Origin of the sequence: Pseudomonas graminis, from assembly GCF_900111735.1 — a bacterium.
GTDB classification, from domain to species: Bacteria; Pseudomonadota; Gammaproteobacteria; order Pseudomonadales; family Pseudomonadaceae; genus Aquipseudomonas; species Aquipseudomonas graminis.
In genome coordinates this window covers 26,785-47,041 of sequence record NZ_FOHW01000034.1, presented here as the reverse complement: position 1 = coordinate 47,041, position 20,257 = coordinate 26,785, and the positions used below count along the sequence as shown (strand labels likewise).

The following is a 20,257-nucleotide window of genomic DNA, read 5'->3' as shown; positions in this document are numbered from 1 at the left end:
CCTCAGTACCGGAACAGCCGCCAGGACAGCAGGCGGGCAACGGCCACGATCAGCTTGGCGATCAGGTAATAGAGCACCGCCGCAATGGCGAAGAATTCAAAGGTGCGGAAGGTCTTGACGTTGTAATCCTGGGTCACGCCGGTGAGGTCGTTGTTGAGGCCGACGATCACCCCCATGGATGTCATCAGCACGGCCCAGACCATCTGGTTGGTCAGCGGATAGAAAACGATGCGCAGCAATTGCGGAATGACGATCAGCCGATAGGCCTGGGGCGCACTCATGCCCAGCGAACGGGCGGCGCGCAACTGGGTGTCGGGCACGGCCTTCAGACCGCCACGGAAGTTCTCCGCCAGATAGCCCGCGTTGTTGATGGTGATGCCGGCGAGCAACGCGGCCCACGAACTGATGTGCAGCCCGAACGAGCCCAGGCCGAAATACAGGATGTACACCTGGAAGAGCGACGGCGTGTTGCGCGCGATGGAAATCCAGGTCGCCGCGAAGCCCCGGAACAGGCGGTTTTTGCCTTGACGCATGAATACCAGAAACAGCGCGATGGTGACGCCGAGGATCATCGACAGCGCGGCGGTTTCGAAGGTCACCCAGGCGCCGTTGAGCATGTCAGGCAGCGCCTTGAACGCCGCGCGCCAGTGGAAGTTGTAATCAAACATCTGCGCTGACCTCCGCTTGGTGCGCCGCCATCAACCAGACCGGCAGGCGCCCGCTGGCAACCCCGGTGATCGCGCTGTGTACGCACTCGGCCAGGCTGGCGAAATGCACGCTACGCCCCACCAGTCCGGGGGCGTAGTGCGCGTATTTGCCGGAGTTGGTCATCAGGTTGCGCGCGGTCGGCGGGATGACCGGCTCGCCGAGCATGCACCAGCAGGTGTCGGTGACGAACTGCACGCCGAAGTTCTCCAGCGTCTCGACATAGCCAGCCTGTTGCGCGCGCTCGAGGGTGGCGCGGCCGCAGGTGATCACGATCGCCACGTTTTCATGCTTGCGCTGGTTGCCACACAGGTGCGCCAGCGTCGCGCATTCGCTCAGGGAAAAATGCGGATTGCCCAACGTCACCGCGTCCACTTCTGGCGTTTGCGCGCTGTTCAGCTCGCGCCAGCTGTGCAGCAGGTTCGCCGGGCTGACGTTCAGGGTTTTCTCCGGCGCATGCCCGCCCAGCGCCAGTTCGGCGGTAGTAGCTTCGGGGGTCACGCCGGCGATATGAAACATCGGCGCAGCGGAGGTGGTGGCGAACGCGGCACCGAACGCCTTGAGGTCATCCAGCGTTGGCGCCTTGGTTTCGAGCCCGCAGACCACCGGGATCGTGGCGCCGCACAGAAGCCCGACGTGATAGCCCAGCAGCGGATAGAAACTGTCGTCGAGGCCTTCCAGCGCGGGGGCATCAATGCGCAGGGTCGCCAGCCGTTGTTGGGTCAGGTGGCAGCCGATCTTAGGCGCGCGGCCGGTGAGGGCGATGCAGATGTCGAGGTAGTCCGGGTACTTCAGGGTGCGCGCGCCGATCACGCTGTTGGCGTACACCACCGCGTTGGATTCGGCCCAGACGATCTGCTCACCCAGCTCCGGGGCGCTGTCCAGCAGGTACGGCGCGCAGGTAAAACTCACCCGCGCGCCCATCTCCAAATAGGCATCGCCGAGCTGGCTGGCCGGTTCGCCGAGGGCCGGATCGACACCCAGTTCGCGCCAGCGGCGCTTGTCCACGGAAATTGAATTGAGAGTGGTGGGCACGCGCACCTTGGCGCCCCATGTCACCAGTTGCCGGGCGAAACGAAGGCTGGCCGGTCCTGTATAGATGCAGCCGTCGATGTGCGCCTGGGTGATGTCCAGCAGTTCGGTTGCGCCCTGCAGCTCGGCCATGCGCAGGATGATGCCCATCGCCACTTGCGCAGCTTTGCCGTAAGCGCCGTCGAGAAAACCCTGATCAGTTTCGGTGAGTGAAATCTGACTGATCGGGCGGTGACTCGCCTGTTTTGTTTGATCGCGAGAGAGAGGCGGCGGCGGGGAAGCAAAGCCGCTGACGCAATCATCCTCGACCCGCACGAAAGCGACGTTCCGCAGCGCTGCAAAACCCGCTTCGCCGAGGCTGATCACCGGAATCGAATGGCCGAACATGTGCTCGGCGATCAGCACGCCGAGGGTGAGGATGTCTTCCACGCGTTCGAAGACCAGCGCGGCCGGCGCGTGGCCATTGAGGATCAATTCCAGCAACACGCTGCTGCCGGTGCACGAGCCGCGCCCGCTGGGAATGGCCAGCACCCGACCGTTGATGAACTGGCCGCTGAGAGGGTGATGGCGGTCGATGACTTCACCGGTAAACGGCTCGACCCCGCCCCAGAAACTCAGGCCCACGTCGGCGTACAACAACTCACCCTGAGCGCAGCCGGAAACGAGACAACGCCCGTTCAACGAGACTTCAGACATCGTGGGCTCCTGAGTAATGAACCGGTTCCAGCGTGGGTGCCGAGTGATGATCGTTCCCACGCTCCGCGTGGTAATGCCGCTTTTGTTTGATCGTTCCCACGCTCCGCGTGGTAACGCCGCGTGCGACGCTCCGCGTTGCGCTTTTCTGACGCAGAGCGTCAGGCCCTGCATTACCACGCAGAGCGTGGGAACGATCAGCATCAGCACGAGGAGCGAGGGAACGATCATCCTTGTAGGAGCGTGGCTTGTCCCGCGATCTGCCGGGAACCGGCAGCAGACCGGAAAACGCGGTGTGTCAGGTCCAGCCGGTTGCCGGGTTTCACGACGGGTTCCCCGCCGATCTCGGGACAAGCCACGCTCCTACACGGTCCGCGCCCTCTGATCGTTCCCCTCAGTAATAGACGCCCGGCACGGTCAGGTCCACCGGCTTGCCGCTCACCCATTTTTCATACAGCTCGGCATAGCGCCCCGAGCGCACTTGCTGGTTCACGAACAGGTTAAGGTAATGAATCAGCCCGTACTCGTTACGCTTCGCCGCAAGGGAAACGTAGTCGATGGTGTACGGCGCATTGCCCGCAATCTTCAGGCCTTTGTACTTGCCGGATTTGAGCGTGGCGGCGGCGACGGTGTTGGTCACCACGGACGCTTTGATGTGGCCCTGGGCGACGGCGAGGATGGTGTCGTTCTGGGTCTGGTAGGCGCGGAAACTGCCGCTGCCCCATTTTTTCTGATCCTTCTCCAGCGCGATCGCTTCGAACGTGCCGCTGGTGTTGCCGACATCCTTGCCCTTGAGGTCGTCGTAGCTGTTGATGCCGGCGTCGTCGCGGGTCAGCACCACCATCTGGAAGGCGAAATACGGGATGCTCATCGCCACCGTTTTCGCCCGCTCCAGGGTGTCCGAGGTCGACGCCACGATCACGTCAGCGCGCCCTGAAACCAGTGCAGGAATGCGGTCCGGAAACGGCGTTTCCACTACTTCGGCGGTGACGCCCAGCACCTTCGCCAGGTCGTTGCAGTAATCAACGTCAAATCCGACCGGGTTGTTCTTGTCGTCACGGGACCCCATCGGCGGGAAGTCCAGGGTCACGGCGCAGCGCAGCTTGCCGGAGTCGATGATGTCATCGAGCTTGTCGGCCAGCGCGGTGTTGATAAAGGCAGAGCTCATGACGGCGAGGAGGGCGACGGCGACAGCTTGGTTTTTCATAGAAGCCTCGGTGCGTGCAAAGGGAGAAACGGCCGGATAAGTAATTTCGTATACGATATTTGATATGCACGCAACGTGCCCGTTTTGCCAGTAAGCCGTGGAAGGCTCTGGATCAAAGGGCGCGTGGATAGCAGCGTGGTTTGAGAGAGGAGAGGGGTGTTACATAAAGGAGCAGGAATGCGTGGCGTGCTTCATTGATGGACGTTGCAGTGCCGGAGACTGCTGCCCTTGCCGCACCGCAATCATCCAGCGGGACTGCAATCATTGTAGGACCGGCTTCAGCCGGGAACGCGTCATTCGGCACACTGCAAAATCAACGGTGCACACCCCGGCCTCTTCCCGGTTAAAGCCGGTCCCACAAAAAGCTCTGCGATCATCCAGGGAGGATGGCAGCGAACTCAAATGCGCCTTTGCGAACCCCGATACTCACTCGGCGAAGCCCCGGTCAACGCCTTGAACTGGCGGCTGAACGCGCTGTGATCGGTGTACCCGCAGCGCAGGGCGATCTCGGTGATCGACAGGTCTTCCTGCAACAAGCGCGACGCTTCACCCAGCCGCGCCTTGTGAATCATCTGCCGTGGCGTGAGCTGGAAGATGCGTTTGCAGTGCCGCTCCAGCTGGGCGATGGACAGCCCGGCAATGGCGGTCAGCTGTTCAAGGGTGATGGGCCGCGCGAAGTGTTCGCGGATGTAGGCGTCGACCTCGACCAGCTTCTGATACGCCGGATGGGTCGTCTGCAGGATTTGCAGATCCCGGGAAATCCCCGCCAGCCCGATGATCGCGCCGTGCCGGTCGCGCAGGGCGATCTTGTGGGTCAGGCACCAGATCGGCTGATTGCCGTAATAAAGGTGCAGCTCCAGCTGATCGCTCAGCTGCCTGCCATCCGCCAGCACGCGGCGGTCCTGGGCGGTGTACAGCGGGCCGAAGCGCGCGGGGAAGACTTCCTCGGCGGTCAGCCCGACGATTTGGTTCTTCTCCTTGAAACCGCAGCGCTGCACCAGCGTCTGGTTGACCAGCGCATAGCGCGCCTGAGCATCCTTGACGAAGAACACCACCCCGGGAATCGCATCGAACAGCGGCGCGACCAATTCCAGGCTGGCGAGCAGTTGATCGAGGTCGTGCAAGGGCGCGGTGGGGATGAGGTCAATCATGTTCACGGGCGGGAAGGCCGGGCGGGAGGATGGAATCGATGATGCGGGATGTTGGGTGCGGCGGCTAGTCGGGGGGCGACTGATCTGCGGGGACAGATTGATTTACGGTGAAGCGCTGTAAATAAATCAGTCCCCTTTAAACAAAACAGATTCGCCCTCATCCAGGCAGGCGAGGGTGGAGATCCGCGCCGGGCTGAAGGGTGGGCGCAACAACGGCGGTTCCCAGCCGAACAACGTCTGCGCCGCCGTCCCGCAGATACGTCCCTGACACGCGCCCATTCCGCAGCGGGTGGATAGTTTGGCGCTGGTCCAGCTGCCATGTTGCGCAAGGTCCGCGTAACGCACGTCCTCACAGCGGCAGACCAGCGTGTCCGGCATCGCCAAGTGTTTCAGCGCAGGATTCAGGCTGAACGCCTTGTTCAACCGATCCGCAAAACCCTGCCAGCGCTGCCGCTCACCCCTCAAGCCTTGGGCCATTTCGCGTTCGCCGACCGCCACAAGCCCGGCAATACGGCCCTCGACCAATGCGAGTTCGCTGCCGCCGAAACCGGTGCATTCACCCGCTGCGAAGTGATCGGCCAGACTGCTCGCCTGCCAGTCATCCACCACGATGGCCTGATCTCGGACGGTACAGCCCAGTGCTTGGGCGATCTCGACATTGGGGACCAGACTGAAACCGCAGGCCAGACGATCGCAGGCCAGTTCCTCAACCTTGTCGCCCACCTGAACGCGCACGCCTTCCAGCCGATCCGTGCCCAACGCCGCCAGCACATGGGCCGACGTTCGATAGGCGGCGCTCGCCAAGGTTACCGCCTGAATCGCTTTGTTCGGCCAGCGCCACAACCCGGCGGCAAACCCGGCGACGGCGCTCAAGGGCGCCTGCTCGGCAACGCGTACCACCTCGGCGCCGTGCTTTTGCGCGGTCGCCGATGACGCCAGCAACAGCGGGCCAGTCCCGGCAATCACGATGCGTTCATCAGCGACCGCCAGCCCGCCTTTGATCAGCGCCTGCAAACCGCCGGCGCCGGTGACCCCCGGCAGTGTCCAGCCTGGGAAGGGCAGCAGCCGCTCCCGCGCGCCGGTGCACAAAATTAGCCTGTCGTAACTCAACACCCAGCCGCGTTCGGCGTCCTCCAGCAGCAAGCGCTTCGCCCCGGCCAGCGCGACCACCTTGCAGCCGCTGTGCAGGCGAACGTTGCAGAAACCCTGCAACTCCCCGCGCATATCGTGAGCCTGTTTCGGCACCTGAGCGTTGGGGCCGTCGCGCCAGATCTGCCCGCCCGGCAGCGGGTTGTCGTCGAGCAGGGCAATGCTCAGCCCGTGAGGCGCCGCAGCCAGGGCTGCCGCCATGCCCGCCGGACCGGCGCCGATGATCAGCAGATCGACGTGCTCGGTCGTTGTCGGGTTCACGGCCGCGGTCATGGCTGAGTCTCGACGCGCATGCCGTCGCGGCAGAGCGTCTGGCAGGCCAATCGGCGCAGGCCGTCGATGCTCACCCGGCACTCCTGGCAAATGCCCATGCCACACAAGGGCGCGCGACGCTGGCCGCTGACTGACGTGCGGCTGCAACGATCGCCGCTCGACATCAGCGCGGCGGCCACCGTGGTGCCCTGGGCGAAGCGAAAGGGCTGACCGTCGATGCTCAATTCAGGCATGGGCGCGGGCTCCGATAAAGCGTTGCGGCAGATAGGGTTCCAGGTCGAGGGGCGGCAGGGTGCGCAGCATTTGCGCGGCGAGCAAGCGGGCGGTGCCGGTTGCCGTGGTGACGCCGAGGCCTTCGTGCCCGACCGCCAGCCACAAGCCGGGTTGATGCGGGTGCTCGCCAATCAGCGGCTGACCGTCGGGGCTGGCGGATCGAAAGCCGGTCCAGCTGCGAAGGCCAGTCATATCGCCCAAGCCGGGGAGAAAATCCATGGCCCGGCGCAGCATCCGCCCGAGCATGGCCGCGTCCACTTCAGGGTCATGGTTGTCGAACTGCCGCGATGACCCGATGAACAACTGGCCGGTCGGACGCTGCTGCACATTGAACGCTACCGACGGGCCGTTGCCTTTGTGGGCGCTGGTGACGTAGCCCAGTTCGACCAGCGTGTGGCTGATCTGCGCAGGGTAACGGTCGGTGATCAGCAGGTGGCCCTTCTTGGCTTGCAGCGGTAAATCGGGACAGAGTTCGCGGGCGTAGATGCCGCTGGCCAGCACGACGGCGGGGGCTTGCAGCCATTCACCACTCGCCAGCCGAACACGGTTGCCCTGAACCTCTGCGACCTCCGCATGACGCTGAACCACTCGGGAAGACTGGCGCTGCAACAGCCAGCGCGCGGCATTGGGCGCGTACAGAATGCCGTCGCCGCTGACCTTCAATGCGCCGAGCAGGCCGGATCGCAATGACGGCTCGGCCTTCGCCAGTTCGGCGCCGGACAGCAACTCGCAGGCCAGTCCGTATTCGCTCAGCGCCGCCTGCTTGCGCTCGGCTTCTTCCATTTCCTCTTCATTGCAGGCCAGCCACATCGTGCCGTTGGTGCGCATCGCACAGTCGTCCGGCATCTGCGACGCCAGCTCGCGCCAGGCCCTGACCGAATATTCCCCCAGCGCCAACTCGGCAGCGCTGTGGTCCAGCACCACCAGATGGCCCATGCCCGCAGCGGTCGCGGCGGGGCGCTGACCATCCAGCACCAGCACATGCAAACCCTGAGACGCCAGCTCATCCGCACACGCCGCGCCGACGATGCCGCCGCCAATGACGATCACGTCGGCGGCATGGCCTTGCAGGGTGGCGGCGTCGGTCATGAGCGAATGCCCCAGGCGAATGGGTCTTCGACGTCCAGCAACAAGGTGGCTTCGGCGCTGATGTAGGCGCGGCCACGAATGGTCGGCACGATGCGGTCGCCCGTCTGCCGCTCGCCTTGCTCCCAAACGAAGCTGCCTTCGAACTGGCTGCCGATCACGCTGGCCTGCTGCCATAAGGTGCCGGGTTGAAGTTTGCCGTCTGCTGCCAGGCACGCCAGTTTGGCGCTGGTGCCGGTGCCGCAGGGCGAGCGGTCGTAGGCTTTGCCGGGGCAGAGCACGAAGTTGCGGCTGTCGGCGTGATCGTCGTCCGCGAACAGCTCGATGTGGTCGATGACGCCGCCGTCTTCGCCGCGAATGCCCTGGCTTTCCAGCGCCTGACGGACCTTCCAGGTGTAATCGGTGAGGGCGTCGAGGTTATCGGCGGCGACGTTCAGGCCGTGGTCGGCGATCAGGAAAAACCAGTTGCCGCCCCAGGCGATGTCGCCGGTCACGCTGCCCAGTTTCGGCACCTCGACCACGAAGTTTTTGCGATAGCGGTAGGAGGGCACGTTGTCGACGCTGACCGAGCGGTCCTCGTGGAGCGTGGCCTGAACTGTGCCGACCGGGGTTTCGATGCGGTGCACGCCAGGGCCGATCCTGCCCAGATGCGCCAGCGACACCACCAGCCCGATGGTGCCGTGGCCGCACATGCCCAGGTAGCCGCTGTTGTTGAAAAAGATCACCCCGGCGCAGGCCTCGGGATCCACCGGCTCACATAACAGCGCACCGACCAGCACATCGCTGCCGCGGGGTTCTAGCACGGTGGCGGCGCGCCAGTCATCGAACTGCTCAGCCAGACGCTGACGCCGCTCGGCCATGCTGCCCCGCCCAAGATCGGGAAACCCGTCGAGCACCAGCCGAGTCGGCTCGCCGCCGGTATGAGAATCGAGGATCTGGATGCGTTTCATGTATTCCCCTGTCGGACTGAGTCTGGAACTGGCTACGACGATTGCTGGTGGGACCGCGTACACCCGATGTCACTGGCTACCACGATCCCCGTGGGACTGGCTTCAGCCGGGAAGGCGTCGGTCGCTACGCTGCAAATTCTGTGGTGCCAATGCTGGCCTATTCCCGGCTAAAGCCGGTCCCACTAAAAGCGCTGCGTACACCCGATGCCACTGGCTACCACGATCCCTGTGGGACCGGCTTCAGCCGGGAAGACGTCGGTCGCCACACCCGAGATCTATGGTGTTCACACCGGCCTCTTCCCGGCTAAAGCCGGTCCCACTAAAAGCGCTGCGTACACCCGATGTCACTGGCTACCACGATCCCTGTGGGACCGGCTTCAGCCGGGAAGACGTCGGTCGCCACGCTGCAAATTCTGTGGTGCCAATGCTGGCCTCTTCCCGGCTAAAGCCAGTCCCACTAAAAGCACTGCGTACACCCCGATGTCACTGGCTACAACGATCCCTGTGGGACCGGCTTCAGCCGGGAAGACGTCGGCCGCCACGCTGCAAATTCTGTGGTGCCAATGCTGGCCTATTCCCGGCTAAAGCCGGTCCTACAGATCACGGCGCGGAGCCACTTCATTATTGAGGCAAGAGTGCCGCGATCGACGTCCAGGGTCTTGACCGATTTCACCCTTCTCAATGACGAAATCGGCACAGCCGTCAGTCGCTCAGATCTCGCTTAGCACCGCGTGGGGCAGGTGGGCGTAGAGGGTTCGGCAGACGCCGATGATGTGGTGCTCGATCAGTTCGGCGGCTTTGTCTGCGTCACGATCGGCACAGGCCTTGAGTATCTCGCGGTGTTCCAGGTCAGCCCGCTCCTTGCCTTCGTCGAAGCTCATCTGCACCCGCAGATAGCGTTCGACCTTGTCGTGTATCGAGCGAATCATGTTCAGCAAAAACGGCCGCTGCGCCGCTTCATACAGGCAGGTGTGAAACGCCCAGTTCAGCTCGGCCCAGCGTCCGATGTCGTCATCGCGCATGAACTCGTCACAGATGGCCCGGGCCCGATCCAGCTGGGCAGCGGTCATTCTCGGCACGGCGAGGCGGATGGCTTGGACTTCCAGCAGCACCCGCACTTCAAAGATCTGCGCCAGTTCCGGCTCGGAAATCCGCGTGACCACGGCACCCTTGTTGCGCTGGAACTGCACCAGCCCTTCGGCTTCCAGGCGCTTGAGCGCTTCACGCACAGGGATCTTGCTGACGTTGAACACGCGGGCGATGTCGTCCTGACGAATCGGCTCGTCCTCGGCGAACTGGCCGGAGATGATCGACTCGCGCAGGTACTTGGAAATCACCTCGGACGCGGAGGGCGCGACACCGAGGTTGGGGGCGTCAGGGAGAAGGAAAGGCACGCAGATGACTCGACAGGGGCTGATGCCGAATATTGTATACGACCTCCGATTTGTTACGCGCTGTGTCTTCTCCGTCGGTAGGAAAATGGATCAGTGGTTCGCCGTGTACGACAGCATCATCGACAGCTGACACATCGGCCGTCCGCTGTCCGCATGCCACTGATTGAACGCCGCTTGCACCGCCGCCTGATCGCGCTGGCTGCTGGGCACGCGGTCGACGATCTTCTGCGCATTCAGCGCCGCGACCACATCATTGCTGGGAATGAAGGTGTCCTTGCCGACCATCCGCAGAAAGCGCGGCGACGACAGCCCGCCCATCTGATTGCCGTGCTTGAACAGGTAACGCCACAACCCGACGATATCGGTCACCGGCCATTCAGCGATGAAATTGCCGAAGCTGCCGTGTTCGTGGGCGATGTCGAGGATCAACTGCGCGTTGCGCGGCACGCTCTTGAGCTTGCCCAAGTGACGGATGATCCGCGCGTCTTGCATCAGGCGTTCAAGGTGATCGCCGCCCATTAGCGTGACCTTTTCCGGATCGAAGCCGAAGAAGGCCTGCTCGAAGGCCGGCCATTTGGCGTCCACCAGGCTGTGCTTGAGACCGGCACGAAACACCCGCAACGCCATGGTCGACAGGTAGCGGTCGTCGCTGAGGGCTTTCAGTTTTTTCGGCGTGGCGGGGGTCGGCAGATGCGCCTCGAGGGCGGCGACGGAACCAAAGCGGTTGAGACAGTATTCATGGAGCCATTTGTAGTCTTGCATGCCCTCTCCAAAACAAAATTCATGTGCGCGATTGCTGGCGTAGCGCATTTCTCACTGTTTACGGCAGACCTGTAGGAGCGCGCTTGCCCGCGAATGCGGTGTATCAGTCAATAAATACGTTACAGACAGATCGCAATCGACCGGATGCAACCCAGACCAGGCGCGCCCCTACAGCGCCCTGTGTTTGACCCGGTTTGAGCAAGGGGTTCCAGCAATCGCGCGCGAGCAACGCCTTGGGCTATTAACCCTTGGACGGATCGAGCAACAACGCGGTTTTCGCCAGCCGCTGACCCAGCGCGCGACACAACGCCGTTTCGTGCTCATCCAGCGCGCGTTTGCCGTCGGCACCGGCGTGATGACTGGCGCCATACGGCGTGCCGCCGCCACGGGTTTCGATCAGCGCCGCTTCGCTGTAGGGCAGGCCGCTGATGAGCATGCCGTGGTGCAGCAGGGGCAGCAGCATCGACAACAACGTGGTCTCCTGGCCGCCGTGCAGGCTAGCGGTGGAAGTGAACACGCTGGCCGGTTTGCCCACCAGTGCGCCGGTCAGCCACAGGTTACTGGTGCCGTCGAGAAAGTACTTCAGCGGCGCGGCCATGTTGCCGAAGCGGGTCGGGCTGCCCAAGGCCAGGCCCGCGCAGTTTTTCAGGTCATCCAGAGTCGCGTACAAAGCGCCGGCGTCCGGAATGCTCGGCGCCACGGCTTCGCAGTCGGTGGACACTGCCGGGACCGTGCGCAGGCGCGCTTCCATGCCGGTCATCTCGACGCCACGGGCGATCTGCCGCGCCATCTCAGCAGTCGCGCCGTTACGGCTGTAAAACAGAACCAGAATGTACGGCGCGCTCATGGCAGGATCTCCAGAATGTTTTCCGGCGGACGGCCAATCACGGCCTTGTCGCCGACGACGAGAATGGGGCGTTCGATCAACTTGGGATGGGCCACCATGGCGGCGATCAGTTGTTCGTCGCTCAGGCTGGTGTCAGCCAGGTTCAGGGTTTTGTACTCGTCTTCACCTTTGCGCAGCAGCGCGCGGGCGCCGATGCCAAGCTTGCCCAGCAGGTCGCTCAGTTGCGCAGCATCGGGCGGGGTGTCGAGGTAATGAATGATGGTCGGCGTCAGGCCGCGGGCTTCAAGCAATTCCACCGCGCCACGGGATTTGGTGCAACGCGGGTTGTGATAAAGCGTGAGATCGGTCATTTGCGGGTCGCATCTTGCCTGAGGTGGCGGCTATTCTACCTGCGTCACGGTAACGACCGGTAACACGCGGCGAGCGATGCACCATCGGCGTAGCGTGCATCTGGAAAAAAAGAGCACCTATAAGGAAACAGCATCATGGCAAGGCGATTGACAGCGGCGGCAGCACTGATTGGAAGTCTGTTGCTCAGTGGGTGCGGCGTGGACCTCGGCACCGACCAGAATGGCGAAAAAGTCGCCAGCAGCCGCGTCGACAAGCACTGGCTGGTGGTCAATTACTGGGCCGAATGGTGCGGCCCGTGCCGGACCGAAATCCCCGAACTGAACACCCTGTCCGAGCAGGTCAAAGGGCAGAACGTCAGCGTGTTCGGCGTCAACTTCGACAACCTCCAGGGCGAAGACCTGAAGAGCGCAAGTAAAGCGCTGGGCATCACCTTCACCGTATTGGCCCAAGACCCGGCCGATCACTACGACCTGCCGAAAAGCGAAGCCCTGCCGGTGACCTACATCATCGACGACAAGGGCAAAGTGCGTGAGCAGTTGATGGGCGAACAGACGGCGGCAGGGGTGATGCAGAAGCTGACGGAGTTGAAGGGGAAGGGCTGAGGCAGATCAAGTCAGCTTAGTTGCGCAACGGGATTGCTCGCGGATTAACGCTCATCGGCCAGAAGCGCCCAGCGCTCGTGATCGCACCAGACCCCGGCGATCTGGAGGTATTTCGGGGAGAACCCCTCTTTCCGAAATCCCAGGCGTTTGACCAGCGCGATTGAACGCACATTTTCAGGTTGAATATTGGCTTCAATACGGTGAAGACCCAGCTCCTCAAAAGCATACCTCGTCGTCAGTTCCACCGCCTGGGACATCCTTCCCGTCCCGGCAAACGAGACCATGCCCCAGTAGCTGAGATACGCGTTCTGAAAGCCTTTATAGAAAATCTGGCTCAGGTTGGTCACACCCACAATATGGTCGGATTCTCTATCGCGAGCCACGAGCCCAACGCTGGCGCCTGTGGTTTGAGCGGAGTACCACTCCTCGAACCCTGAAGCGGTTATGAACGGCTGTACCCAGCGACCGTGGTAGTCCCGGCTTTCCTGATTCGCGTGTAGAAGCTCGTCGATATCGGTGCGTGTCACCCGGGCGAGCTTAACGTTTGACATTTCCATGTGAGTGCCCCACCAGCTAAAAGAAAACTGATCCTCTGGCGACTCCTGAAGTGGCTGGCATTAATTTCTTCATCTGTTCCGGCACATGGTTGAAGGTCTAGCCTGTAGCGTGCAGGATCGGGTTGGCTGGTACAGCGGTTCTTACACCCATCAACTTGATCTAGAAATTGCCGCTTTGCTAATCAGTGTCTGCGCTCGCACATATTGTCCTGGCGTAACACCCATTATCCGACGGAACATGGCAATGAAAGCACTAATATTTTCGTAGCCAAGCTCAATCGCCGTTGTCGTCACTGACATCCCCTCGACCAATAGTTGAATAGCGCGCAACGTGCGTGCACGTTGACGCCATTCAGAAAAACTAAAACCGGTTTCAGCGACCAGACGCCGGGCAAGTGTTCTAGGTGCCATACCTGACCAAGCAGCCCAATCCTCAAGTGATCTATTGTCATCAAGCTGAGCAAGTATCGCATCGGTGATACGCCTCAAGCGCGGGTCATTGGGGTGCGTCAGACCGATGGGTTCAGCAGGTGAGGTAGCAATTTCATCCAAGATGACTGCTGCAACCCGCGACTCCATTTCGTTGCGGGGTGGTTGTCCCCACGACGCAGCGCGGCTTACCGCTTCGCGCAGCAAACTGCTGACCCTAAATGTGCATGGCATTTGATGCAGGATCCCGCAATCTTGCTCCGCGATATAGACCATCGCTCCTGCAAAAGCGCCATGTGACATCATCGCGTGTGCGACACGGGGAGGTATCCAAATGGCATGGGTAGCCGGCACTACCCATGAGCCGCCGTCAGTGCTGACGGAAAGCAGCCCGGCAAGGCTTGCGATTAGTTGGCCTGTCGTATGAGTGTGGGGCGCCGTTTCGCGGATCGCGCGGTCGCGTTGCTCTATCGCCAACAGTGGCATAAGCGCGCGGTTCATGGCTGGTTTACGTTATCCAATGTCATATCCGAGGTAGCCATATCATGAATGCCTAATGGAGAATAAGACCGGTGAGAGGAATACTCAATGTCTAGAAATCGCAAATGTTGCTTCTCTTGGATTGGTCTGATTATGCGTACCTCCCACACATGTATTTTCTGTGTTTTGGCCGTAACAGCTGGATGCGCAAGCTCACCTCCCTATTTGGCCCGTTAACCTTTAAAGGATCATTTGATGAATTCTAGCCACATGGTGCATGCCGTCGATCATATTGGCTTCGCAGTCAGTTCACTGGAAGAAGCCATTCGCTTCTGGACAATTGGACTTGGGTTCACTCTTGAGCGTCAGTCGGAAATGGGCGGATCATTCATTTTGCAAGTAACCGGCACCGCCGATCCGAGCGTGCGAACGGCGATAGTCAAAGGCCCGGATGGCAGCCGAGTAGAGTTGCTGGAATATTCGCAGGGTGACCGCCACGGTATCACTCCGCCTACGGCATCAGCGATTGGCTCAGCGCATTTGGCATTGAGAGTGCAAGACATATACGCCGTACTCGAACGCATTGAGCAAGCAGGCTGGAAAGCAAGAGGCAAGCCTCAGGCGATTCCCGCAGGCCCACGCAAGGGAACTCTAGTTGTATATGTGACCGGGCCAGACCATATCACTCTGGAACTGATGCAGGCCAATGAGTAGCTTCCTGCCGAAGGCTGTTGAGCTTATTTCCCTAACGCAATTACTTAAAGCGCTCTCCGTCGCGCATGACGTCTCATGGCAAACATAGAGATCATCACCTTCAAATATATAGCTGGCGTAATCATACACTTCGCCACCCGCATAAAAGTTGGATTTCCTTTCTGGCACTCCACTGCGCAGATCGAAAAACTAAAGCCCTGTTAGTGCGCTAGAGCGCAGATCACTAACGCGAAAAGGCGCAGATCTTAAATTACCGCCCTATAGGATCTATCAATGACTGCTTTTGGCGGCGGACATTCCTGAATTAGCAGCTTCTGGCCTTTCGTCCCTATTGCAAACATCCGCGCTTCCAGGCGTTTGCTCTTTACTAGACGCTTACGATGGCATGGGCAGACCAGGCCCTTATTCGAGGCGTTTTCTTTACCCTCGCCCCTGAAAACTCCAGCTCTCAGATGAATCGCCGATAAACAAAGGTGAAATTGGATTTTTCAACACATGGAGATCAGATTTTGGTCAGCTCAATCAATACCAATACTCCCTCGAACCCGAATATCAAAGTGTCCGGCATCCAGGTCAGCCAGACCTTGTCAGTGCCCTCGACGGCGGCCGAAACGCTAGCGACTACGTCCGGAAGTGCTAAAGATACTGGCTCACTCTCCTTACTTGCGCGCCAGTTAAGTGAAGCCTCCGCTCGTGCAGAAGCAAGGGATAAAAGCCTCAGCCGCAAAGAACTGGGTGAGAAAGTCGGACAGCTGACCGAGCAACTGGTTGGCAGCAGCTACGACGCCAATAAAGCACGGCACGATGCGGAAACTCCTGACAGCGACGACCCTGAACGCATGGAGCGGGCCAAAAACGCGACCCAATTTGTCAATGGCAGCGGAAAAAACCCGTTCGGCGGAATCTCACGAGAACAGCTTTCTGTCATCGCCTATGACGAAAGCGGTGATTTTACAGTCAACGAGAAAAAATCGGCCTGGTTGGAGTCATACCGTCAGGAGCGCGTATGGCGCCAGCAAGTCGTGGCTAAAGGAAGTGTGGAATACAGCGCGACAGGCAAGCTGACTGATTTTTACACATCGGTTCTCGATCACTATAAAGGACTACCAGCCATTGAGCAGTCGCAATACCCCACTGAGTACGAAGCCAAGCTTCAGAGCTGGATTGACCAAGACTTCAACTACAAAACGAACACCGCTGGAGATAATACTGATAACAAAAGCTTTCTGGACAAAGTCCTAAATCCTGAAAGCAATATATTTACCGGCCAAGGCACCTCAGGCACTCACTCCTGAAAGCTTCCTTTTTCGTGACCAATCTGCAACGCGTTAGCCACCGAAGCCTTTAATGCTGGAGTTCGGTAGGTGATTTGGCCGGATGCTTACGTTTGCTCTCCATCTTATGCTGTAAACCTGAGCGAGTTCAAAGATCCCGCAGCATCAATCGCTGCTCCTTACCCCACGCCCGAAAAGTCTCCTCCACCTGCCATCCACGCTTGGCGTAGTAGTCGCTGCGATCATAGGTGTGCAAGTACAACCGCGTGGTGCCGTTGGCCTTTGCGGCGTTGCAGATGCCTTCTATCAATTGTTCCGCCAACCCTCGCTTCCTTGCCTGCGGGGCGATAAAGACGCAGGCTAGCCAGGGCCCCAGCTCCGGGCGCTCGGGCAAGTCGTTGCCGGCAAGTGCAGCGCCGCCAAGTAGCTGGTCATTCTCTAGGGCGATCAGACATTGCCAATCACCATTGCCCTGGCCTTCCGCGAATTCGCGTTGCCAATCGGCCAATGGCTGCTCAACAAACTCGTATGCGAACTGCTGATGCAGCCACTGCGCCAGGGTGTCGCTGTGTTGCATATGGTCACGCAGCCAAACCAGGCGGGGCATGTGAGAATCTTCCTTGTTTTTGGATCAGTACGCGTATGTGGCCGCAAGGAGGGAATAGGGTCAAGCGCAACGGTGAAAAGGAGGCTGAAACGGTAAAAGATTTATTTTTTCTTACGGAATGACCGCTTCTGGCCGATGTCTGCCTGTCGTGAAAGGCGGGCATTTACAACAAAATGCCCCCCGTCTGGGGTTAGAATTCATGAGCCTAGCTCTAGGTGTGCGACCCTATATTTCACCTGAGACCCGTCGATATAGAAAGCAGCCGTTCAAGCTATGAACAAGTTTAGCCGCGCCCAACCTACTCTGTTTACAAATGCCTGCTGACACGAAGGATCCTGTGCATGCTCCAATCCCTGCTCGACAAAATCTTCAGTCGTCCTCTGACTCAGGAAGGATTTGCCAAAAAATTTATCGAGTCAGCCCGCAAGGCTGGCTACAGCGAGGCCATGGACTTTCAGGCTAGCGAGTTTCGCATCCGTCATAACAATGGCTCGTACTTCAATCTTCATAACGCCTTTCACGACTATCAAAATGGTGACAAGACCCAGAAGGTCGCTATTCTGAATGGTTACGTATCGACTCGCTACCGGACACTAGGATTTCCTTCAGCAGAGCAGCTTGATCGCCTGACTGCCTTGTGATCGCCGCTCAACTAATCTGGCGCACTGCGATGGAGGCATGAATGCCCGACACTTACAGCGCGCATGATCACGCGAACCGTAATCAGGCCGAAATTCTCATCAGCAACCATTGCGCTTGCTTTGGTTGCTATGCGGTATTTCCTTCGTCTGATGTGACACGGTTTACTGAGATCACGGCATGGTGTCCAAAATGCGAGGCTTTCAGTACGGTCGTTGGCGATGCTTCCGGGCTGCCTTTGGATCGAGAGTTTCTGGAGGCAGTTCACGATCATTGGATCGGGCCTCAAGATTGGTTAGATGATATGGCGGCGCAGACTCATGCGATCGCAAATGCTGTTTACAGGCAGACAAGCACAACGATGGATGAGAAACGAGTTCGCCCTTGGTGGAAGTTTTGGCGATGACACTCCCAATTATCCAGCGAATGCAATTGATCAGATTCTTGGTGTCACTGACGGTGCCGCATTTTTGAGCAGGTTTAACGTCGTCCGGATAGCGCTCAACCTAGATGACCGCTTCTGAGATCATCCTGGCGGCAGGCATTACGGTAGCGGGGCATTTGCAGAGTGGTGCCTTGTGGATATTCTTCGGGCCATTCGGCCAAACACCGCAGTGTGTCTCGCTCCTGTAACCGAGCCGGACGCACTTGGAGCCTAAGGTGCAGGTTTTTGTCGAATGGCTACAGAATAATTTTGCGCAGTGGCAGGAGAAAGCAGGTGATCGCTAGAACCGGCCGTAATAGGAACTCAATGAAGTCGACAATCTGTAAGGCCATCGCCTGCATGCTACTCATGTTTTCCCTGCCCACATGGAGCAACACGCTCCCCGATATCGTGGTGCTTGGTGACGACACTCGTGTGTTATTGGTGAAACAATGCACGCAGCCATGTCGTTCCGGCGAGAACAGCATAGCGGCTGCAACACTGGGCAGTTCCGCCTCAAGCATCGCCTCCCTGGCCCAGCGCGGGAAGCATGCGGTGATTGTGGTCGACGCAACACAAGGCCCGCTACAAATTATCCGTGAACATATCCTGATCGCCCGGCAGGCGGGAGTGCCCAGCCTATCTTTGTTGTTCGTCAACACCGACCGAGTGAAAGACAGTGAATTGCTGAAGATGGAAGAACAAGAGGCCCGGGCATTGCTGAACACCTATGAGATGAACGGCGATCACGCTGCGCTGTTCACGGTCAAGACCTTGCGGCGCGGTGGCGATGAGTTAAGTGGCGCTCTTGCTGCACTCAAAAACACCCCGGATCGGCCCGAACAATCGCTCTCTTTTACCAACGGTCAGCAACTCGCGACATTTATCTATCTGGTTACGCCGCTAGAGTCGAACTGGACTTTGGCACTGCAAAAAGACAGTCCCGTCACCGTCTGGATAAACGGCCAGGTTAGCCAAGAGCGGGTGTCGTCGACCCGTACCTTCAACCCTGGCGACAGTGGCGATCTGACCCTGCAACTTAGCGCGCCGGTTCGAGCGGCTGCCGGCTCACGCTTTTTGCTGGAGAGGGAGGGCAGAATTATTGCGTTGGGGGTGGTGAAGGGCGTAGGCGCCGGGTAGGGCAATCGGCTTGCAGAGACGGCTCGGGCGAGCGTCTGCCTCTGGCCGAAAGCTACCTGCCCCCAAGGCCCGCTTTTGGCCAAAAGGAGGCGGTCGAAATGTACGTAGAGCCCGGCAGTGGGTGTTACGGTGGGCATCCAGAATTGCACCAATACTAGGGGTATGGCTCAATCGGTCGGTTGTGCAGGAGGCATGATTTTGCGAGTTCACACATATGTGATCGCTACAGACGCGGGCTCAGCCCCGAACTACGACATGCCTGCCGTGACGCTGGCTGTCTGTAAGCCGCGAATCCGCAAGAAGGCTAAGGTGGGTGATATGGTGCTCGCATTTGCTGGTTCGAAAGTGAATCCCATTTCAAGCCACAGTGTCGTTTGGGCGGGAATCGTATCGGAGGTGCTGGCCTTCAGCGAGTACTGGAACGACCCTCGCTTTGCCTCCAAGAAGCCTGGCCGTACCGAGGTACCGGACAACTTCTACAAGCCCACAAACGGTGGCTTTATCTGGCAGCCCAATCCTGTTCACGGCCCTGAAGCTCAAGATCGCGACACCGGCGGGCTGAATGTCCTTGTGTTCAACCATGCTTGGCGCTTCGGGGGCCTCGGTCCCCTTCTGCCAGAGCATTTTGGTCTGCGCATGGTTAGCCGGCGCGGAGAGAGAATCGCAGATCTTCCCGATTTCAAATGGCATAGCCTGGAGACTTGGCTAAATGCCCAATCACAGGTCACCACTGAGCCAACCAACCAGGGCAAATCTTGCAGCAATAAATTGCCGCGTTTGCCTCCTGCACCACGACCAGCGTCGCGAACCAAGCGGTGCAGTTAACAGCAGCAAATCTGTTGCGTGTGTGCATTCGCTGCTGAAGCCATTTTTTCACCAAATCGGCCAAAGGTAAGACACCTATCGGCCAGAAGCAGCCCGTCGCGATCAGAAACGTTTGACGACAACGTTTCGCTCTTGCAGTCTGCTTTGCCCCCTATTTATTCACTAGGCTTGCTATGTCATTCGCAACTGTAGTGCTGCTCGACTCCTGGCCACAACCAAGTACTTCGCCCGAACCCGTCGTATTTGCCACAGACACGCAGCTGTGTTTACGGTATTGCACAGATGAGGAAGAGATAGTTTTAATCCATTTTCCCCTAGTGCGAAAAATGCAGTTTGGCTCCCCAAACGATGAAGCTTTGGGCGGCCATCCGCTTATTGCACATGGCCTCAAGCATTATCAAATTCATCGAATAGATAATTCGCCATGGCTGGCAGAGCTTGAGCAGAGAAACGCCATTCATCCGCGACACGATAAACATCGGTTTCTAAAAGATGCCATCCATTATGTCTTTACGTTTCAGGACTCTACCCTGGAATGCATCGTCATTGAGGGGCAGTTCTCGCATCCGACAGTGCAAGTCTTTACCTCGGAGCAGAAGGCACGGGATGTCTGGCGCGAACTGATAAATGACGTAGGCGCATGATCACAATAGTCACGATTGCGTAATTGCTTTGGGTCGGTAAGTGCCTGTC

Annotated in this window: 23 protein-coding genes; 8 read left to right on the top strand and 15 right to left on the bottom strand. The window is 59.3% G+C overall.

The window, feature by feature from the left end:
• Positions 1–2 precede the first annotated feature (2 nt).
• The 12 genes from BMY98_RS21100 to arsC all read right to left on the bottom strand — a co-directional run bounded on the left by BMY98_RS21100 (position 3) and on the right by arsC (position 11,872).
• Positions 3–668 (bottom strand): amino acid ABC transporter permease, encoded by a 666-nt coding sequence (locus BMY98_RS21100; protein WP_065992814.1) that lies wholly within the window; start codon positions 666–668, stop codon positions 3–5.
• Positions 661–2,433, bottom strand: coding sequence for a cis-3-hydroxy-L-proline dehydratase (gene lhpI, locus BMY98_RS21095; protein WP_074892333.1), 1,773 nt, complete (start codon positions 2,431–2,433; stop codon positions 661–663). The genes BMY98_RS21100 and lhpI overlap by 8 nt, the downstream gene beginning before the upstream one ends.
• Positions 2,434–2,824: 391 nt before the next feature.
• Positions 2,825–3,637 carry an ABC transporter substrate-binding protein gene (locus BMY98_RS21085; protein ID WP_074892332.1) on the bottom strand — a complete coding sequence of 271 codons (813 nt, stop codon included), beginning with the start codon at positions 3,635–3,637 and terminating at the stop codon, positions 2,825–2,827.
• 398 nt (positions 3,638–4,035) lie between these two features.
• Positions 4,036–4,788 carry an AraC family transcriptional regulator gene (locus tag BMY98_RS21080; protein ID WP_074892331.1) on the bottom strand — a complete coding sequence of 251 codons (753 nt, stop codon included), beginning with the start codon at positions 4,786–4,788 and terminating at the stop codon, positions 4,036–4,038.
• A gap of 126 nt (positions 4,789–4,914) precedes the next feature.
• Complete coding sequence (locus BMY98_RS21075) at positions 4,915–6,210, bottom strand: NAD(P)/FAD-dependent oxidoreductase (RefSeq protein ID WP_074892330.1); 1,296 nt, start codon at positions 6,208–6,210, stop codon at positions 4,915–4,917.
• On the bottom strand, positions 6,207–6,443 hold the full coding sequence (locus BMY98_RS21070; protein ID WP_074892329.1) for a (2Fe-2S)-binding protein: 237 nt from the start codon (positions 6,441–6,443) through the stop codon (positions 6,207–6,209). Before BMY98_RS21070 ends, BMY98_RS21075 begins: the two co-directional genes overlap by 4 nt.
• Complete coding sequence (locus tag BMY98_RS21065; protein WP_074892328.1) at positions 6,436–7,572, bottom strand: NAD(P)/FAD-dependent oxidoreductase; 1,137 nt, start codon at positions 7,570–7,572, stop codon at positions 6,436–6,438. The genes BMY98_RS21070 and BMY98_RS21065 overlap by 8 nt, the downstream gene beginning before the upstream one ends.
• Complete coding sequence (locus BMY98_RS21060) at positions 7,569–8,519, bottom strand: 4-hydroxyproline epimerase (RefSeq protein WP_074892327.1); 951 nt, start codon at positions 8,517–8,519, stop codon at positions 7,569–7,571. The genes BMY98_RS21065 and BMY98_RS21060 overlap by 4 nt, the downstream gene beginning before the upstream one ends.
• Positions 8,520–9,229: 710 nt before the next feature.
• Positions 9,230–9,913 (bottom strand): GntR family transcriptional regulator, encoded by a 684-nt coding sequence (locus tag BMY98_RS21055; protein ID WP_074892326.1) that lies wholly within the window; start codon positions 9,911–9,913, stop codon positions 9,230–9,232.
• A gap of 90 nt (positions 9,914–10,003) precedes the next feature.
• Positions 10,004–10,675, bottom strand: a complete 672-nt coding sequence (locus BMY98_RS21050; protein ID WP_065992830.1) for a DNA-3-methyladenine glycosylase I — start codon at positions 10,673–10,675, stop codon at positions 10,004–10,006.
• Between the two features lie 241 nt (positions 10,676–10,916).
• Positions 10,917–11,522 carry an NAD(P)H:quinone oxidoreductase gene (wrbA, locus tag BMY98_RS21045; RefSeq protein WP_074892325.1) on the bottom strand — a complete coding sequence of 202 codons (606 nt, stop codon included), beginning with the start codon at positions 11,520–11,522 and terminating at the stop codon, positions 10,917–10,919.
• Complete coding sequence (arsC, locus tag BMY98_RS21040) at positions 11,519–11,872, bottom strand: arsenate reductase (glutaredoxin) (RefSeq protein ID WP_074892324.1); 354 nt, start codon at positions 11,870–11,872, stop codon at positions 11,519–11,521. The genes wrbA and arsC overlap by 4 nt, the downstream gene beginning before the upstream one ends.
• Positions 11,873–12,007: 135 nt before the next feature.
• On the opposite strand from arsC, the gene BMY98_RS21035 reads away from it, so the two are divergent.
• A complete protein-coding gene (locus BMY98_RS21035) occupies positions 12,008–12,475 on the top strand; it encodes a TlpA family protein disulfide reductase (protein ID WP_074892323.1) in 468 nt (155 codons plus the stop codon).
• A gap of 44 nt (positions 12,476–12,519) precedes the next feature.
• Here BMY98_RS21035 and BMY98_RS21030 read toward each other — a convergent pair whose 3' ends face one another.
• Both BMY98_RS21030 and BMY98_RS21025 read right to left on the bottom strand, forming a co-directional pair.
• Complete coding sequence (locus BMY98_RS21030) at positions 12,520–13,032, bottom strand: GNAT family N-acetyltransferase (RefSeq protein WP_217648325.1); 513 nt, start codon at positions 13,030–13,032, stop codon at positions 12,520–12,522.
• A 150-nt stretch (positions 13,033–13,182) separates the two neighbouring features.
• A complete protein-coding gene (locus tag BMY98_RS21025; RefSeq protein WP_245760102.1) occupies positions 13,183–13,962 on the bottom strand; it encodes an AraC family transcriptional regulator in 780 nt (259 codons plus the stop codon).
• A gap of 234 nt (positions 13,963–14,196) precedes the next feature.
• Here BMY98_RS21025 and BMY98_RS21020 point away from each other — a divergent pair, with 234 nt between their 5' ends.
• Both BMY98_RS21020 and BMY98_RS27715 read left to right on the top strand, forming a co-directional pair.
• A complete protein-coding gene (locus tag BMY98_RS21020) occupies positions 14,197–14,655 on the top strand; it encodes a VOC family protein (RefSeq protein ID WP_074892321.1) in 459 nt (152 codons plus the stop codon).
• 473 nt (positions 14,656–15,128) lie between these two features.
• Positions 15,129–15,950, top strand: coding sequence for a hypothetical protein (locus tag BMY98_RS27715; protein ID WP_245760101.1), 822 nt, complete (start codon positions 15,129–15,131; stop codon positions 15,948–15,950).
• Positions 15,951–16,077: 127 nt separating this feature from the next.
• Here BMY98_RS27715 and BMY98_RS21010 read toward each other — a convergent pair whose 3' ends face one another.
• Positions 16,078–16,536, bottom strand: coding sequence for a GNAT family N-acetyltransferase (locus tag BMY98_RS21010; RefSeq protein ID WP_074892320.1), 459 nt, complete (start codon positions 16,534–16,536; stop codon positions 16,078–16,080).
• 341 nt (positions 16,537–16,877) lie between these two features.
• On the opposite strand from BMY98_RS21010, the gene BMY98_RS21005 reads away from it, so the two are divergent.
• From BMY98_RS21005 to BMY98_RS20985, 5 genes are all read left to right on the top strand, one after another.
• Positions 16,878–17,177 carry a hypothetical protein gene (locus BMY98_RS21005; RefSeq protein ID WP_175514198.1) on the top strand — a complete coding sequence of 100 codons (300 nt, stop codon included), beginning with the start codon at positions 16,878–16,880 and terminating at the stop codon, positions 17,175–17,177.
• 41 nt (positions 17,178–17,218) lie between these two features.
• Positions 17,219–17,581 (top strand): hypothetical protein, encoded by a 363-nt coding sequence (locus tag BMY98_RS21000; protein WP_074892319.1) that lies wholly within the window; start codon positions 17,219–17,221, stop codon positions 17,579–17,581.
• Positions 17,582–17,926: 345 nt separating this feature from the next.
• Positions 17,927–18,739, top strand: coding sequence for a GTP-binding protein (locus BMY98_RS20995; RefSeq protein ID WP_139214555.1), 813 nt, complete (start codon positions 17,927–17,929; stop codon positions 18,737–18,739).
• Positions 18,740–18,901: 162 nt separating this feature from the next.
• Positions 18,902–19,564: an Nmad2 family putative nucleotide modification protein gene (locus BMY98_RS27015; protein ID WP_342742128.1), complete on the top strand. Its 663-nt coding sequence runs from the start codon at positions 18,902–18,904 to the stop codon at positions 19,562–19,564.
• 326 nt (positions 19,565–19,890) lie between these two features.
• Entirely contained in the window at positions 19,891–20,208 is a 318-nt protein-coding gene (locus BMY98_RS20985) for a hypothetical protein (protein ID WP_245760100.1), read from the top strand.
• The last annotated feature ends 49 nt before the right edge of the window (positions 20,209–20,257 follow it).

Coding starts and splice junctions, on each gene's coding strand:
- BMY98_RS21100 (WP_065992814.1), bottom strand. CDS start 668: ATGTTTGATTACAACTTCCACTGGCGCGCGGCGTTCAAGGCGCTGCCT.
- lhpI (WP_074892333.1), bottom strand. CDS start 2,433: ATGTCTGAAGTCTCGTTGAACGGGCGTTGTCTCGTTTCCGGCTGCGCT.
- BMY98_RS21085 (WP_074892332.1), bottom strand. CDS start 3,637: ATGAAAAACCAAGCTGTCGCCGTCGCCCTCCTCGCCGTCATGAGCTCT.
- BMY98_RS21080 (WP_074892331.1), bottom strand. CDS start 4,788: ATGATTGACCTCATCCCCACCGCGCCCTTGCACGACCTCGATCAACTG.
- BMY98_RS21075 (WP_074892330.1), bottom strand. CDS start 6,210: ATGACCGCGGCCGTGAACCCGACAACGACCGAGCACGTCGATCTGCTG.
- BMY98_RS21070 (WP_074892329.1), bottom strand. CDS start 6,443: ATGCCTGAATTGAGCATCGACGGTCAGCCCTTTCGCTTCGCCCAGGGC.
- BMY98_RS21065 (WP_074892328.1), bottom strand. CDS start 7,572: ATGACCGACGCCGCCACCCTGCAAGGCCATGCCGCCGACGTGATCGTC.
- BMY98_RS21060 (WP_074892327.1), bottom strand. CDS start 8,519: ATGAAACGCATCCAGATCCTCGATTCTCATACCGGCGGCGAGCCGACT.
- BMY98_RS21050 (WP_065992830.1), bottom strand. CDS start 10,675: ATGCAAGACTACAAATGGCTCCATGAATACTGTCTCAACCGCTTTGGT.
- wrbA (WP_074892325.1), bottom strand. CDS start 11,522: ATGAGCGCGCCGTACATTCTGGTTCTGTTTTACAGCCGTAACGGCGCG.
- arsC (WP_074892324.1), bottom strand. CDS start 11,872: ATGACCGATCTCACGCTTTATCACAACCCGCGTTGCACCAAATCCCGT.
- BMY98_RS21035 (WP_074892323.1), top strand. CDS start 12,008: ATGGCAAGGCGATTGACAGCGGCGGCAGCACTGATTGGAAGTCTGTTG.
- BMY98_RS21030 (WP_217648325.1), bottom strand. CDS start 13,032: ATGGAAATGTCAAACGTTAAGCTCGCCCGGGTGACACGCACCGATATC.
- BMY98_RS21025 (WP_245760102.1), bottom strand. CDS start 13,962: ATGAACCGCGCGCTTATGCCACTGTTGGCGATAGAGCAACGCGACCGC.
- BMY98_RS21020 (WP_074892321.1), top strand. CDS start 14,197: ATGAATTCTAGCCACATGGTGCATGCCGTCGATCATATTGGCTTCGCA.
- BMY98_RS21010 (WP_074892320.1), bottom strand. CDS start 16,536: ATGCCCCGCCTGGTTTGGCTGCGTGACCATATGCAACACAGCGACACC.
- BMY98_RS21005 (WP_175514198.1), top strand. CDS start 16,878: ATGCTCCAATCCCTGCTCGACAAAATCTTCAGTCGTCCTCTGACTCAG.
- BMY98_RS21000 (WP_074892319.1), top strand. CDS start 17,219: ATGCCCGACACTTACAGCGCGCATGATCACGCGAACCGTAATCAGGCC.
- BMY98_RS20995 (WP_139214555.1), top strand. CDS start 17,927: ATGAAGTCGACAATCTGTAAGGCCATCGCCTGCATGCTACTCATGTTT.
- BMY98_RS27015 (WP_342742128.1), top strand. CDS start 18,902: ATGGCTCAATCGGTCGGTTGTGCAGGAGGCATGATTTTGCGAGTTCAC.
- BMY98_RS20985 (WP_245760100.1), top strand. CDS start 19,891: ATGCAGTTTGGCTCCCCAAACGATGAAGCTTTGGGCGGCCATCCGCTT.